This window comes from Campylobacter sp. RM15925, from assembly GCF_012978775.1.
Taxonomy (GTDB): domain Bacteria; phylum Campylobacterota; class Campylobacteria; order Campylobacterales; family Campylobacteraceae; genus Campylobacter_A; species Campylobacter_A canis.
This window is the reverse complement of record NZ_LIWP01000012.1, coordinates 1-14,604: the sequence shown is the minus strand read 5'-3', so window position 1 is coordinate 14,604 and position 14,604 is coordinate 1. Positions and strand designations below refer to the sequence as shown.

At 37.9% G+C, this 14,604-nt stretch carries 12 protein-coding genes; 7 read left to right on the top strand and 5 right to left on the bottom strand.

The window, feature by feature from the left end:
- The first annotated feature begins 15 nt into the window (after nucleotides 1–15).
- Genes CDOM15925_RS07760 through CDOM15925_RS07745 form a run of 4 tightly spaced genes read left to right on the top strand, consistent with a single transcriptional unit; the run spans nucleotide 16 to nucleotide 5,684 of the window.
- Entirely contained in the window at nucleotides 16–1,299 is a 1,284-nt protein-coding gene (locus CDOM15925_RS07760) for a TolC family protein (RefSeq protein ID WP_169942812.1), read from the top strand.
- Nucleotides 1,296–2,039: an efflux RND transporter periplasmic adaptor subunit gene (locus tag CDOM15925_RS07755; RefSeq protein WP_169942810.1), complete on the top strand. Its 744-nt coding sequence runs from the start codon at nucleotides 1,296–1,298 to the stop codon at nucleotides 2,037–2,039. The genes CDOM15925_RS07760 and CDOM15925_RS07755 overlap by 4 nt, the downstream gene beginning before the upstream one ends.
- Nucleotides 2,040–5,060, top strand: a complete 3,021-nt coding sequence (locus CDOM15925_RS07750; RefSeq protein WP_169942808.1) for an efflux RND transporter permease subunit — start codon at nucleotides 2,040–2,042, stop codon at nucleotides 5,058–5,060.
- Between the two features lie 9 nt (nucleotides 5,061–5,069).
- Nucleotides 5,070–5,684 carry a tetratricopeptide repeat protein gene (locus tag CDOM15925_RS07745; protein ID WP_169942806.1) on the top strand — a complete coding sequence of 205 codons (615 nt, stop codon included), beginning with the start codon at nucleotides 5,070–5,072 and terminating at the stop codon, nucleotides 5,682–5,684.
- Here CDOM15925_RS07745 and CDOM15925_RS07740 read toward each other — a convergent pair.
- The 5 genes from CDOM15925_RS07740 to CDOM15925_RS07720 all read right to left on the bottom strand — a co-directional run bounded on the left by CDOM15925_RS07740 (nucleotide 5,681) and on the right by CDOM15925_RS07720 (nucleotide 9,917).
- Entirely contained in the window at nucleotides 5,681–6,847 is a 1,167-nt protein-coding gene (locus CDOM15925_RS07740; protein ID WP_169942804.1) for a sensor histidine kinase, read from the bottom strand. The two genes, CDOM15925_RS07745 and CDOM15925_RS07740, sit on opposite strands and share 4 nt — an antisense overlap.
- Nucleotides 6,840–7,502 (bottom strand): response regulator transcription factor, encoded by a 663-nt coding sequence (locus tag CDOM15925_RS07735; protein WP_169942802.1) that lies wholly within the window; start codon nucleotides 7,500–7,502, stop codon nucleotides 6,840–6,842. The genes CDOM15925_RS07740 and CDOM15925_RS07735 overlap by 8 nt, the downstream gene beginning before the upstream one ends.
- Entirely contained in the window at nucleotides 7,502–7,753 is a 252-nt protein-coding gene (locus CDOM15925_RS07730) for a hypothetical protein (protein WP_169942800.1), read from the bottom strand. Before CDOM15925_RS07730 ends, CDOM15925_RS07735 begins: the two co-directional genes overlap by 1 nt.
- Nucleotides 7,754–7,881: 128 nt before the next feature.
- Nucleotides 7,882–8,934: a Cj0814-related protein gene (locus CDOM15925_RS07725; protein WP_169942798.1), complete on the bottom strand. Its 1,053-nt coding sequence runs from the start codon at nucleotides 8,932–8,934 to the stop codon at nucleotides 7,882–7,884.
- A 68-nt stretch (nucleotides 8,935–9,002) separates the two neighbouring features.
- A complete protein-coding gene (locus tag CDOM15925_RS07720) occupies nucleotides 9,003–9,917 on the bottom strand; it encodes an AEC family transporter (RefSeq protein ID WP_249934713.1) in 915 nt (304 codons plus the stop codon).
- A gap of 183 nt (nucleotides 9,918–10,100) precedes the next feature.
- Between CDOM15925_RS07720 and CDOM15925_RS07715 the strand changes: the two genes are divergently transcribed.
- Genes CDOM15925_RS07715 through CDOM15925_RS07705 form a run of 3 tightly spaced genes read left to right on the top strand, consistent with a single transcriptional unit; the run spans nucleotide 10,101 to nucleotide 14,588 of the window.
- Nucleotides 10,101–11,300: an efflux RND transporter periplasmic adaptor subunit gene (locus CDOM15925_RS07715; protein WP_169942795.1), complete on the top strand. Its 1,200-nt coding sequence runs from the start codon at nucleotides 10,101–10,103 to the stop codon at nucleotides 11,298–11,300.
- Nucleotides 11,301–11,302: 2 nt separating this feature from the next.
- Entirely contained in the window at nucleotides 11,303–13,237 is a 1,935-nt protein-coding gene (locus tag CDOM15925_RS07710; RefSeq protein ID WP_169942793.1) for a MacB family efflux pump subunit, read from the top strand.
- Nucleotide 13,238: 1 nt separating this feature from the next.
- Nucleotides 13,239–14,588 (top strand): TolC family protein, encoded by a 1,350-nt coding sequence (locus tag CDOM15925_RS07705; RefSeq protein ID WP_169942791.1) that lies wholly within the window; start codon nucleotides 13,239–13,241, stop codon nucleotides 14,586–14,588.
- The last annotated feature ends 16 nt before the right edge of the window (nucleotides 14,589–14,604 follow it).

Here is a 14,604-nt window from a genome sequence, read left to right as displayed (position 1 = left end):
ATAGCGGAGCTTAGCATGAAAAAGGCTTATCTGGCGCTTGCTATTAGTTTAAGTCTAAGCGCAAGCAGTCTAAGTGAGATCATAAATTTGGCTCACGGCTCAAATTTAGCTCAAATTTCAAGCATGCAGCCTCAAAAATCAGCGCTTAAGGACGAAAGCGTTCGCGGCTCTTATATGCCAAATTTAAACTTAAAAGGCGGATATAATTATCATTTGCTAGATCCTAGCATACTAACTCCAAAACAGAGCTTGCAAATTTTGGCCAGTATCGAGTTTTTGTTATATGACGGAGGCAAAAGAGAGGCAAGCTTAGCCGCGCTTAAGCATCTGCACGGAAGTGAAATTTTAAAAAATGAGGATTTTAAAAACTCTCTTGCTCTTGATATTTGCAGGCTTTACTTTAACTTTATTGCGCTAAATGAGATCATAAAAGCAAAAGAGTCTCAGATAAACTATCTTAAAAACGCCCTTGATAGGCTTGAGAAATTTTACTCCGCCGGACTTGCGGCGATTGATGAGTTTGAAGCGATCAAGGCTAAATTTCACGCTGCAAAGGTTGAGGCGCTAAGCTATAAGCAAAAGCAAGATGAGATAAACAGCAAGATAAATCTGCTTACAAATGAAATTTTAACCCCTTCAAGCGGCTCTAGGATAGATGAGCCAAATTTGGCGCAGGGTTCAAACAAAACGGCTCTTAAAGTCCTTGAAGAAGAATTTAAGGCAAGCCGCGAGGATATAAAGATCGTAGGCTCAGCTACGCTTCCTCAAATTTTCATTAAAGACACTTACTCTATCTATCGAAACGACTTTGACAACGACTTCTCTTCGCTTGATCCTAGGTTTCAGGCTATAACGCCGTATCTTGATACGATTTTTAAAAAAAGACACAGGACAAACGAGATAACCCTTGGTTTCTCTTGGAAAATTTTTGATTTTGAAGCGACCAGCAAAGAGAAGCAGATCAAACAAATAGCGTCAAATCAAGCCGCTTTGAATTTGGAACAAAAGAGGCTTGAAAATAGGATAAATTTGCAAAATTTAAAAAACGAATTAAATATCTTAAAAGAAAAAATTAACGCCCATGAGCTGGCACTAAAGGCCGCCGATAGCTCTTATGAGGCGGTTTTGAAAAAATACGAAGCGGGACTTAGCGGATATGTGGAGTTTTTGCAGGCGTTAACAGCTAAATTTGAAGCCCAAAGCGGGCTTGAGCTGAGCAAGGATGAATACGAGATAAAAAAGGCCGAGTTTTTGTATGAAAACGGCGAGGAAATTTTAAAGCGAGTAGTAGAGCGATGAATAGAATTTTAGGAATTTTAACCACTCTTTGCCTGATACTATCTGCGCAAGAGCAAATTTATGCAAATTTTGACGTAGTGGCTAAACACAGCGCAGAGCTTGCCATAAAGAGCTTTGGTATAGTTAAAAAGGTAAATGTAGATGTTTCTGATATGGTAAAAAAGGGCGATGTTTTGGTTGAGCTTGAAAACGAGAGCGAAAAAATCGCGCTTGAAGCGGCTAAAAATGATTTAGAGCTTGCAAATTTGGCTCTTAAGCACGCTAAAGACATATTGGAACGCTTTAAAAAAGTAAAAAGCGTAACTTCTACTCAGGCTTACGAGGACGCGGAATTTGAGTTTAAGCGAGCTAGTTTAGCGGTGCAAAAGGCTAAAATCGCTATCAAAAACGCAAACGAAATGCTTGAAAACAAACTTCTTAAAGCGCCTTTTGACGGCACAATATCCAAAAAGAGCATCGAAGTAGGCGAAGGTGTAGGCGGAGTGGCTCAAAGGCTCATTGGTATATTTTCATATCCTGAAGTTAAGCTTGTGATCAGCTATGATGAAAAATTTAAAGATGTAGTAAAAGTAGGAAGCGAGTTTAGGTATAAGCTTGACGCCTCAAACGAAGAAATGGTGGGCGCTATAGCTTTAATTCATCCTAAAATAGATACGAAAACACGTAAAATTTACGCTGAAGTTTATGCGCAAGGTCTTATGCCGGGGCTTTTTGGCGAGGGATATATAACGGTGAAATAGATGTATAGATTTGCCATAAATAGACCCATAACGACTTTGATGATATTTATGTCGCTTGTCGTTTTTGGCGTCATGTCGCTACAAAGAATGCCCGTAAATCTCTTTCCCGAAATTGAAATTCCGCTCATTAAAATCACTACTTACTCGGGTGGAGATATGAATTTAATCGAGTCAAAAGTCACTAAAAAGATAGAAGATGAGATCTCTACTATTGACGGCATAGATAAAATTCACTCATACAGCTACAATAATCTAAGCGTAGTGCTTATACAGTTTGACCTTGAAAAAGATATCAACGTAGCTGCCGATGATGTGCGAGATAAGGTAAGTAAGGCGGGCGTTGACGGTAGAAGCGAGATAGAAAAGATCAAAGGAACGGGCGATAGAATTTTAAACATATTTATAAGCTCAAATAGTGGCGATGAAGTCGCTCTTATGAAGCTTGTAGATGAGAAGGTAAAGCCATTTTTGCAGCGCATTGACGGGATAGGTAAGGTTGATGATACGGGATTTTTGCAGCCTCAGGTGAAAATTTACCTTGATCCTTTTAAGCTTGATAAATTCGGTTTGAATGCAAACGATGTCGTAAATTTGATCAAGACTCAAAACTTAAAAGCCCCTTTAGGCAAGCTTGAAAACCAAAATTCCGAACTCTTTTTAAAGAGCAATTTTGACGCAAGCAGCATAGATGAGCTTAAAGAGCTTAGGCTTGCAAGCGGGATATTTTTAAAAGATGTCGCGCGCATAGAGCTTGATAAAAAAGATACCGATAGCATCGCCGTGATGAACGGCAAACAAGGCGTGATGCTTGAGCTTTTAAAGATAAGCGGAGTAAATGCGCTAGCTACGATAGAAAACGTAAAAGCCAAGATAGATGAGCTAAGGCAGATCGTGGGCAGCGAGTATGAGCTAAAGATCGCCTTTGATAACAGTGAAAACATCGCAAAGCACATCAGGCAGGTTGGATTTGATATGGTGCTTGGCGTTATTTTGACTATCTTTATAGTATTTTTCTTTCTTAGGAATTTTAGCTCTACTGTTATCTCGGCACTCTCCATACCTACGAGCATTATCGGGACGTTTTTTATTATTGATATGCTTGGGTTTGACCTAAATCGCCTTACTTTAATCGCACTTACGCTTGGGATCGGAATTTTTATCGATGACGCGATAGTCGTTATAGAAAATATCTCAAAAAAGATGCAAGAGGGCGAGACAAACCCGCTAAAAGCAAGTTTTGCGGGAGTGGGCGAGATAACATTTAGCGTACTTTCTATAAGTGCCGTTTTGCTTTGCGTGTTTGTGCCTATTGCGTTCATGGAAGGCATTGTGGGCAGATACTTTAACTCCTTTGCCATGAGCGTAGCGGGCGGTATCGTGGTATCGTTTTTTGTATCCATTATGCTTATACCAAGCCTTGGGGCTAGGTTTTTAAACGCGCAAGAGGGCAAATTTTTTCATCTTACCGAACCGTTTTTTGTCGCTCTTGAAAACGGCTATGCGTGGCTTTTGGCGATTATTTTAAAATTTAAAACTTTATTTGTAGTTTTAAGCCTTGCTTTGCTTGCGCTTTGTATGAGTCTTGCCATGAAAGTCGGCATGGATTTTATGCCTATTGAAGATAATGGCGAATTTGAAATTTTCATTAAAGCCCAGCCCGGAATTTCACTTGTTGCTATGAGTGAAAAGTCCTCGGTTGTGCTTGATGAGCTAAATAAAGACCCGCGTGTGGATTATGCCTATATGCTCGTAGGATATACCGACGCGAAGGATGCTTTTAAGGCTAAAATTTACGCTAAATTAAAAGACATAAAAGAGCGAAAAGATAGGCAGCCTCAGATCATGGAAGAGTATAGAAAGAAGCTTAAGATAGATGATTTAAATATCAAAATTTCAGCCCTTCCTATGGTCGATGCAGGCGGAGCAAACGAGCCCGTGCAGCTAGTTATCACGGGTGATAGCTTGGAAAAACTTGATGAAATTTTATCTCAGGCTAGGAAAATTTTAGAAAGCGTTAGCGGAGTTGTCGATATAAGCAGCGACAACGAAGACAGGATAAATCAGCTTGAAATTTCGGTAAATAAAGAAAAAGCTAAGCGTCTAGGCATAAGCGAATATGATATCACAAGGGTGGTTTACGGCTCTTTTGGGCAAAATTTCCTCGGCTCTTTTGATGACGGTAATGACCAATACGACATAATGCTTAGATTTGATGACGAGCATAGAAAAGATGTATCTTCGCTTGAAAAGCTGCGTATAAGAAGCGCAAGCGGCGAGAGTGTCGCGCTAAATTCGGTCGCAAATTTTAAGCTTACCAAGACTTTTTCATCGATTATGCGATTTAACAAACAGCGTCAAATCCTAATCGTGGCAAATGTGGATAACATCCCGCTTGATAACGTGCAAAAAGTTGTCGATGAGCAAATCCCAAGCATACTGCCTAAAGGATATGATTACCGCATGACAGGCTTTATAGAGCTAATGAATGATACGAACGAGGCGTTTATATTTACGATTAGCCTTAGTGTAATTCTCATATACATGATACTAGCCGCACTTTATGAGAGCCTTATCATGCCTTTTATCATCATGATATCTATGCCGCTTGCATTTGGCGGAGTTGCCGTGGGGCTTTATCTAAGCGGAAATTCGTTCAGCCTTTTTGTAATGGTGGGAGCGATTTTGCTATTTGGAATGGTCGGCAAAAACGCCATTTTGGTTGTGGACTTTGCAAACAGATACGCAAACGAGGGCATGAATGTAAATGAAGCTATTATAAAGGCGGGCTCAAAAAGATTAAGAGCGATATTGATGACAACTTTTGCGATGATATTTGCCATGCTTCCGCTTGCTCTTTCAAGAGGGGCGGGCTATGAGGGTAACTCGCCTATGGCGATATCTATCATCTCAGGGCTCATCAGCTCTACGATCCTTACGCTATTTTTGGTGCCTGCGCTATTTGGCATAACGTATAAAGTAGATAAGTTTATCGGTAAAATTTACAAAAGAGATGAAATTTAAGGACGCAAAATGAGCTTTAAGAGTTTTTATCGGCTTGTTTTTATCGCGGTTTTATTTAGCGGATGCGCCTCTTTAAACCAAGCTAAAAATCAAAATTTGCATAGCAATTCAAGCAAAACCGAAGTCAAGCAAGAGCATATATGTAGGGATAAAACATCAAGCGAGTGCAATGATATGGGCGTTGAATTTGAGCTTGCAAACGATTTGAAAAGTGCAGAAATTTGTTATAAAATAGCCTGTAAAAGCGAGCTTGGAGTAGCTTGTTCAAACCTAGGTTCGCTTTATCAGAGATTTGACGGACACGAAAATGATAGCGAAGTTATAGCGCTGTTTTTAAAAGCTTGCAAACTAAATAGCAAATACGGCTGTTATAACGCGGGCAATTCATATAGACTAGGCACAGAGACGGGGCATAATTTCGTGCGAGCCATAAAGCTCTATGAAAAAGCCTGCATAGATCTTAAGCACTCAAAGAGTTGTACGAATTTAGGCGGTATGCATCATTTCTCTTTAGGAGTTGAGGGCGGTAGCAGAGATGTGGCTAGGAAGTATTATAAGATGGGGTGCGAACTTGGCGATGAGGTAGGGTGTAAAAATTTCTCCTTGCTTGAGGATAAATTTTAGCTCCAACTCACCCTAAAGGTCGTATTTTGACCGATTTCGCTTTCGCAGATGATGTTTAAATCGTTGCTTTCGCAAACTCTCTTTACTAAATTTAGTCCTATACCAAATCCGCCTTGGTCGTTGTTAAAGCGTGTGTAGCGATCGTAAATTTTCTTTTGCTGCTCTTTACTGATACCTTCGCCGCTATTTGTGATAGCAAATTCGTTTTTGCTTAAATTTATGCTTACAAATCCGCCTATGTTTGAATATTTTATAGCGTTACTGATGAGGTTATCTATCATTCTTTTTACTTCATAGAGGTTTGCGTTTATACTTGCTTCGCTTAAATTTATTTCCGGGCTGATTGAGCGTTTGGCAAAAAACGGAGCGAAATATTCAAGCCGTTCGTTAAATAGATTTTTTAAATTTATCTGCTCTTTTTTGCTTGCGTCGCTTTTGCTAAAGGATAGGTACGTAAGATCTTCGTAGATATTGCTTAGGCTTCTGGCTGCCAGTTCGATATTATTAAGGCGTTTTAAATTTTTGCTGCTAAGCGTGCTTTTATCGGTTGTTTCTATACTCATCATTATTATGCTAAGGGGCGTGTTTATCTCGTGCGTTGAGTCTTTTATGAAGCGATTTAGCGCATTTATCTTGGCGTGAAGCGGCTCCAAAGAGAGCTTTGCCAAGTAGTAGGCTATAACCATGATAATTGTAAGTATCAGAAGTAAATTTCCTAAAATTTTAAGCTTTAGGATATTTAAATCGCTTCTTATATCTCTTCCTTCAAGCAAGATGTTTGCCGTTGAGAGCTCTCCGGTGGCATTGTTTTCCATGCTTTGAAGCGCTTCATATATAACTACTTTACCCTCTTTTAAAAAGACTACGTTTTTTTTGGCATCTTTTAGACACTCAGTATCTTGATAGATTATCTTGCCGTCTTTTGAGACTATACATGCGCTTACTTGCTTTTCTTGCATGAGTGCAGCGGCAGAATTTATGCCGTTCATACTAGCTTTCATGTAAATTCCCATTTTTATCTCTTTGAGATTTTTTACTTCGTTTGAGATAAGCGCTTCTTTTGTCATTTTGTAATCGTTTATCGAAAAATAGCTTAAAAATAGCGCGCTGGTGATTAGATAGAGGGATAAAATTTTAGATATTATCTTGGTTTTTTCAGACATAGATGTAGCCGTCACCTCGTTTATTTATGATGCTGTCCTTGCCTAAAATTTGGCGTAAAGTCCTTATATATACGCGCAAACTTTGCTCGCTTGGCTCTTCGTCATAGCCCCAAATTTTATCATATATAACTTCCTTTGTAAGAAGCTTGTTTTTGTTTTGTAAAAATAGCGCTAAAAGCTCACTCTCTTTGTTTGAGATATTTACATTTTCGCCGTCTTTTTGAACTGTTTTGCTGTCTATGTAAAATCTAAACCCGTCGGCAATTTCGATAAAGTCATCGTTTGTATGAGAGAAATTTCGCCTAAGTAAATTTTTGATACGCAAAAGCAACTCTTTAAGCTCATAGGGTTTTTTGAGGTAGTCATCGCAACCGCTTTTGTAGCCTACCTCAAGATCTTCTATTGTATTTAGGGAGGTCGTAAATATAGCAGGTGTATCTACGTCAGCCTTCCTTAAGGACGATAGAAGCGAAAATCCATCGCCTTTAGGAATTTTAACATCAAGTATCAAGATATCGAATTTTTGCTCGTAGGCCAGATCAAGAGCGGTTTTAGCATCTACGCAAGCGGTTATTTTATAATCTATCTCGCTTAGATACTCGGTTATCATTTCGCTTAAAATTTCATCATCTTCTACGAGCAAAATTCTTGTCATTACATTATGCCTTCAGGTTTTTTCATCTCTTTTTTCATTTCATCTTTTTTCATCATCACATCATCTTTTTTATCAGGCATATCTTTTTTCATGTCGTTTTTCATCTCGTCTTTGTGCATTTTCATATCATCTTTCATCTCTTTTGCCATCGGCATATCTTTTGACATCATATCATCTTTTTTCATGTCTGCTGCCATAACACCGCCAACCATAAACATAGCGCCAAGCGCAACTAAAGCTAACTTTTTCATTGTATCTCCTTGTGATAAATTATGCTAGAATCTTAACCAAGAAGTGTGAAGTGAGTGTTAATTGATTTTGTGCCATCAAATTTTAATTATAAAAGCCTACAAGTCACGATCAAATAGTCAAATTTGTTTTAAATTTTCATATCCAGTTTGCTTATCTTTCTAAGCTCTTCTAGAATTTTTGTTATATCGTTGCCTTTTTCTTGTTCGGCTTTTAAAAATTTTAGAAAGAATTCCCTGTTTATTTCATCTTTATAAGTTTTGCTCTTGTTTGTAGCTTTGATTGGCTTAAATTCGCTCTTTTCTTCTTTTTGTATAAGCTCTTTTATGCTCTCTAGCGTTTTAGAAATTTTCTCCAAGCTATCACTGCTTGAAATAGCTATATTGAGAGTGTATTTATGCTTTTTTGTCTCCATTATGTAAGTTATTAAGTCGCCATCTTTTTTGGCTAGATAAATCCTCTCTTTATCAGGTCTCATATCTTTAATCTCGCTGATACCGCCGTTTATCTCAATTTCAGCCCTCTTTCTTATTGCATAATCAAGCCATCTGCTTTTAAATTCCTCTATATTCATATCAGAATCTAAAATCTGCAAGGACTCATCTTCTAAAAGACCGCCTAAATTTTTAACTATTCCTAATCCAAAGGATCCTTTGCTTTCCTTGCCTATGATATTGTTGTTAAGCGCATCTACGCTTACCGCATCGTTTTCGTAGTTACGAAACATATCTATGCCCAGCACTTTGGTACTATTTACGAATTTTTTTAAATTTTCAACTTCTTCCTTGCTCATTGATTGATCAAATCCGCTTAGCTTACCCCAGATACTTATCTTGCCTTCTGTGGTATAACCGCTTAAAGCAAAAGCTTTTTGCATATTTTCTTTAGAGTAAAAAACACTAAGTTCTTTTTGCGGTTTAGTAAATCCCATTTTTACGGCTAGCAATTTATTAAGATGTTTTTTTGATAACTTTTTAGGATCCACTGCGTTTGCCCAGTTTTCAAGCTCGCTTGGCGAAAGATCATCGGGATTTACTTTGTCGTAATCAATCTTTAAATTTGTATTATGATTTATTTGGTTATTCAAATTCTCGGGATTGCCGTCTTTTTGCAAAGCTTTTGGTTGATTGTCTTTAAAGCTGAAATTTAAATTTGCGCTAAAACCATTTATGTTGCTTATCATAATATTCCTTTATTGCTAGGCATTTATGATAAATCGGCAAAATTTAAGAATTATTTATATGAAATTTATTACAAAAATCCGCAGATAAAATATACTAAAGGAAGACTGATAAAGCTAAATGCAACGCCTGTGGCTACGGCTGAAACTGCAAGCTGGCTGTCTAAATTCGCCTTCATTATCATAGCGCTTGCTAAAACCATCGGCGGCATAGCGCACTGAAGAATTCCTATGAGCCATTTAGGGCTAAATTCAACGCTAAATATTAAAGCTATAAGGATAAATATAAGAGGAGCTATTAGCATTTTGCCTGCGATTACGATTAAAGTAGCTTTATATGAGCTTCTTATGCTTCTAAATCCAAGTCCGATACCTATAGCAAAAAGGGCGACCGGAACTACGCTTTGGCTAAAAAGATTAAGCGCGGTAAAAATAACTGAAGGAAGCTCGATACCTCTTAGTATAAGACCTGCTATAAGTGCGATAAATGGCGGAAATTTAAGCACTTTTATCGTGTTTTGAACTAAAGAGACCTTTGCCGGAGCTCCAAAAGATAGTATGAATGGACCAAGTATTGATATGGGTATGGATGTGGCGAACTGATCGTAAAATATAACTTCATTTAGGGCTTCTTCTCCAAAAAAGCCCGTTATGATAGGCATACCGATAAAGATGGTGTTGCCAAACATCGCCAGCAATAAAGCGCTAATTGCTGTAGCTTGGCTAAATTTAAACGCCTTGCAGATAAAAAACACGATAAAAGCGGCTATAAATGAGGATAAGAAGCCTGTTAGGATTATGTTTATGAGAGTTTTATCTATACTTACGTGATAAATTTTATCAAATATCAATGCTGGCAGAGCAAAACATAGTGCGTAATCTATAAAAATACTCGCTTGCTTTTGCTCGAAAATTTTAACTTTTTTTGCAAAATATCCTGAGGCTATAAGTATAAATATAGACAAAAGCGGCGTGAACATAATCAAAACCTAAAATTTTAAAATGAAAGCCGAAATTATATGCCAATGGTTATTAAAGATAGATAAAATTTATCTCAAAAAAATAACCAAAGCTAATACTATACCTTGGCTTAAAGATATGGCTTTAGCATATTATTCGCAAAAATTTAATATAATATTTGGTTTAAATTTAAAAACAAAAGTAAATACATGAAAAATTTTATAAAATTCGTAGTTATCGCTGCTATCATAGTAGCTTGTGGATATTTTGTATACGAAAAATACTTCAAAGAAGAGAAAAAAGATGAGTTTATAACATCTGTGGCGGTTAGAGGAGATCTTACTAAAAGCATTGATAGTAACGGCGAAATTTATGCAAACGAGCTTATTGATGTAGGAGCGCAGGTTTCAGGACAGATAAAAAAGCTATATGTAAAGCTTGGCGATAGGGTAAAAGCGGGCGATATGATAGCTGAAATTGACTCTGCAACCCAGCAAAATAACGTAGATACGAAAAAAGCTCAGCTTGGAATTTATGAGGCAAAATTAAATAGCGCAAAAGTAGCTCTTGAGATCGCCGAGAGTAAATTTAAGCGTGAAAAAGAGCTTTTTAGTAAAAACGCTACCTCAAAAGAAGAATTTGAAAATGCCAAAAATTCTCTTGCCGTTACAAAAGCAAACATAAAAGAGATAGAGGCTCAGATAACTCAGACTAAAATTTCTTTAAACACCGCTCAAATCGATCTTGGATACACTAAGATAGTTGCACCAAAAGAGGGCACTATCGTATCGGTTCAGGTTGAAGAAGGACAAACCGTAAATTCAAACCAGACGACGCCGACTATCGTAAATATAGCCGATTTGACCAAACTTAAGCTAAAAATGGAGATAGCTGAAGGCGATATCACTAAGATAAAGGTAGGCTCAAAGGTTGAGTATTCTATCCTTTCAGAGCCAAATAAGAAATTTCAAACTCAAATTAGCTCTATTGATCCAGGGCTTACCACTCTGAGTAACGGCAAATACAGCCAGACATCAACTTCTGCTAATTCAAGCTCAAGCTCTTTAGCGATTTACTACTATGCAAATGCCGTAATTGACAACAAAGATGAAATTTTACGCATAGGAATGACCACTCAAAACATAATCACTCTTGCAAGCGTAAAAGACGCTATCATAATACCTAGTATCGCCATAAAAAAAGAGGGCGGAAAAAACTACGTAAGCGTACTAAAAGGCGATAATTCGGTAGAAAAAAGAGAGGTCGTCGTGGGACTAACGGATAATCTTAAATCACAGATCATAAACGGCGTTAGCGAAGGCGAAAAGGTCGTCACATCAAGAGGTTCGGCGGCAGAGATAAACGATATGCTGATGCATGAAAGCTCTCGCAGAAGACCTAGGATTTGATATTGAGCGCGCTTATAGAGCTTAAAAATTTAAGCAAAAAGTTTATACTTGGCGAAACTAGCTTTGATGCTCTTAAAGATATAAATTTAAGCATAAAAAAGGGCGAATTTATAGCTATTATCGGGCAATCAGGCTCTGGTAAATCAACGCTTATGAATATCCTTGGCTGTCTTGATAATCCCACAAGCGGAGAATATCTGCTAGATGGCGCGGATATATCAAAATTTAACTCGGATGCTTTAGCCAAACTAAGGCGCAATAAATTCGGCTTTATTTTTCAAAGATATAATCTTTTAAGCACTTTAACTTCGCTAGCAAACGTATCTTTGCCAAGCGTTTATGCAGGCGTAAGTAAAGAGCAAAGAGAACAAAAGGCTACTGAAATTTTAAGCGGCTTGGGTCTTGAGCAAAAGCTTGAGTCTTTGCCTAATAAACTAAGCGGCGGACAGCAGCAGCGCGTAAGTATAGCAAGAGCTCTTATAAACGGCGGCGAGATTATCTTAGCCGATGAGCCTACAGGTGCGCTTGATAGTGCAAGCGGGCTAATGGTGATGGAAATTTTAACGAATTTGCACAAAGAAGGTCATACTATCATCATCGTAACTCACGATCCAAATATCGCAGCTTATGCAAACCGCGTCATAGAGATAAAAGACGGCGAAATTTTAAAAGATAGCGTAAAGAGCGATGAAATTTTTCCTTCTAAATTTACAAAACCGAAACAAAAAAACATAATAAGCTTTTATAAAGATCAGTTTATAGAGAGCTTTAAGATGTCTATAAACGCGATATTTAGCCATAAGCTTCGCTCGCTTTTAACCATGCTTGGCATCATCATCGGCATAGCTTCAGTTATCTGCGTAGTTGCGCTCGGTCAAGGCTCCCAGCAACAAATTCTCTCGGGAATTCGCGGTATCGGAACAAATACTATCGATATCTATCCCGGCAAAGGATTTGGCGATCTGCGCTCGGGCAGGATAAAGACTCTAACGATATCGGATGCTTTAACGCTATCTCATCAAGATTATCTTGATAGCGTTACTCCAAACGCTACTGCTAACGGAACTCTTACTTATGTGAATAAATCCGCCACCGCAAGCATTAGAGGCGGAGGAGCGCAGAGTCTTGACGTGCTTGGACACAAGCTTGAAAGCGGCAGAAGCTTTACCGAAGAGGAGGTTAGGGACTCAGCCTCCGTTATAGTCATAGATCAAAACACCAAAAACGAATTTTTTCAAAACACCGACCCTCTTGGCGAGACGATTTTATTTAACAAGCGCCCGTTTCGTATCATCGGAGTTTTACAGCATAATAACAATATGAGCGATTCAAGCACGCTAAGGACGTATTCTACCTATACAGCGGTTATCAATAAACTAACCGGCGACCGTCATATAGGCTCTATCACCGTAAAGGTAAAAGATGAAGTAAATGCGCAAATAGCCGAGCGTAGCCTAACTGAAATTTTAACCCTTAAGCACGGCAAAAAAGACTTTTTTACCAGAAATTCAGATACCATAAAAAAGACCGTTGAAGAAACAACTAAGACAATGACGCTTCTTATCTCTTGTATCGCGTTTATTTCGCTTGTAGTCGGAGGTATAGGAGTGATGAATATAATGCTGGTTTCGGTAACCGAACGCACCAAAGAGATAGGCATAAGAATGGCTATAGGCGCACGCCAAAGCAATATCTTGCAGCAGTTTTTGATAGAAGCTGTGCTTTTATGCGTGCTTGGCGGAGTAATAGGCGTAATGCTTGCTTTTGGGATAGGCTATGCGTTTAATAAATTTGCAGACGAATTTATGATGATATTTTCAAACTCTTCGATTATCGTAGCACTTCTTACCTCAAGTTTTATCGGTATAGTTTTTGGCTATATGCCCGCAAGAAGCGCTTCAAAGCTAAATCCTATCGAAGCTCTTTCAAGGGAATAAGATGAAAAATTTTTTGGTATTTATTGTTGCTATTTTTTTAAGTGGATGTGCGGTAAAAAGTATAAATGAGGATTATAACAAGCTTATTTTGGATGAAAATTTAAGCCTAAATTTTGAGTTTGAGCAAGAGTGGTGGAAGGGGTATGAAAGAGCTGAGCTAAACGAGCTTCTAAAGCTTGCCTTAAAAAACAATACAAATTTGCTAAAAGCTGCGATAAATATAAATAAAGCCTTAGCTCAAGCAGGGGTCGTAAGCGCAAATTTAATCCCGAATTTTAATGCAAATTTCACGTCCGATATAAACAAAAATTTAGAAGGTGGAAGTTTAAGCAAGAGCTACAAAAGTGGTATTTCGCTAAATTATGAAATGGATTTGTGGCAAAAGCTTGCAAATTCTCGTGATGCCGCTTTTTGGGAGCTTAATGCCACTAAATTTGATGCCGAGGCTACTAGGCTTGCGCTGATAAATAGCGTCGTGGATAGCTATTTTGAGATAGCTTATCTAAATGAAAGTCTTGAGCTTTATAAAGCGGCACTTAAAAATTATATTGAGCTTGAAGCGATAACAAAGGCTAAATTTGAGCTTGGTAAAGGCGAAGAGCTATCTTTAAAGCAGATTCAAAGCTCGCTTTTAAACGCTCAAAATAGGATTTTAACCGCGCAAAAAAATCTAAATTTAGCCAAGCAGACTTTAAGAATCCTGCTTGCCGAAGGACCTGAATTTGAGTTTAAATTCGCTTCGTTTTCATTTGATGATATAAAATTTCTAGGAGTAAATCTTGACGTGCCGCTTTACGCTATAGCAAATCGCCCCGATTTAAAAGCGGCTATTGCTCGCATAGAGGAGAATTTATTAAACGTCAAGGTGAGCCAAAAGAGCTTTTATCCAAGTGTAAATATAGGAGCAAGTCTAAGCGGAAGCGGTGATCAGATAAATGAAGCGTTTTCGCTTAAATTTTTCGGTGGAAATTTAAGCCTTAATTTGCCGTTTTTAAACTACTCTCGCCTTGAGAATAATTTAAAAATTTCAGAAGCGAATTTTGAGCTAGCCAAGATAAACTACTTTGAAACTCTGACAAAAGCGCTTAATGAGCTTGATACGGCTTATAAAAATTTAAAAAACGATAGTACTCTTTTAATAAATTATGAAAAGCAAAGCGTAAATTTTAAAGAGATAAGCGAAATTTATAAGCTTAAATTTGATGCGGGCAAGGGCGAGCTAAAAGACTACCTACAAGCTAAAAATAACGAACTTGATGCACGTTCTAACCTCATCTTGCAGCGATATAAAATTTTACAAGACGAGATAAATATATACAAGGCGATGGCGGGTAGGGTTAAGCTACAATAGTAAATTTAATCCCACG

Excerpts from the sequence above, each read along its gene's own strand:
- CDOM15925_RS07715 (WP_169942795.1), top strand. The coding sequence starts at position 10,101 with ATGAAAAATTTTATAAAATTCGTAGTTATCGCTGCTATCATAGTAGCT.
- CDOM15925_RS07730 (WP_169942800.1), bottom strand. The coding sequence starts at position 7,753 with ATGAAAAAGTTAGCTTTAGTTGCGCTTGGCGCTATGTTTATGGTTGGC.
- CDOM15925_RS07705 (WP_169942791.1), top strand. The coding sequence starts at position 13,239 with ATGAAAAATTTTTTGGTATTTATTGTTGCTATTTTTTTAAGTGGATGT.
- CDOM15925_RS07745 (WP_169942806.1), top strand. The coding sequence starts at position 5,070 with ATGAGCTTTAAGAGTTTTTATCGGCTTGTTTTTATCGCGGTTTTATTT.
- CDOM15925_RS07760 (WP_169942812.1), top strand. The coding sequence starts at position 16 with ATGAAAAAGGCTTATCTGGCGCTTGCTATTAGTTTAAGTCTAAGCGCA.
- CDOM15925_RS07750 (WP_169942808.1), top strand. The coding sequence starts at position 2,040 with ATGTATAGATTTGCCATAAATAGACCCATAACGACTTTGATGATATTT.
- CDOM15925_RS07740 (WP_169942804.1), bottom strand. The coding sequence starts at position 6,847 with ATGTCTGAAAAAACCAAGATAATATCTAAAATTTTATCCCTCTATCTA.
- CDOM15925_RS07755 (WP_169942810.1), top strand. The coding sequence starts at position 1,296 with ATGAATAGAATTTTAGGAATTTTAACCACTCTTTGCCTGATACTATCT.
- CDOM15925_RS07725 (WP_169942798.1), bottom strand. The coding sequence starts at position 8,934 with ATGATAAGCAACATAAATGGTTTTAGCGCAAATTTAAATTTCAGCTTT.
- CDOM15925_RS07735 (WP_169942802.1), bottom strand. The coding sequence starts at position 7,502 with ATGACAAGAATTTTGCTCGTAGAAGATGATGAAATTTTAAGCGAAATG.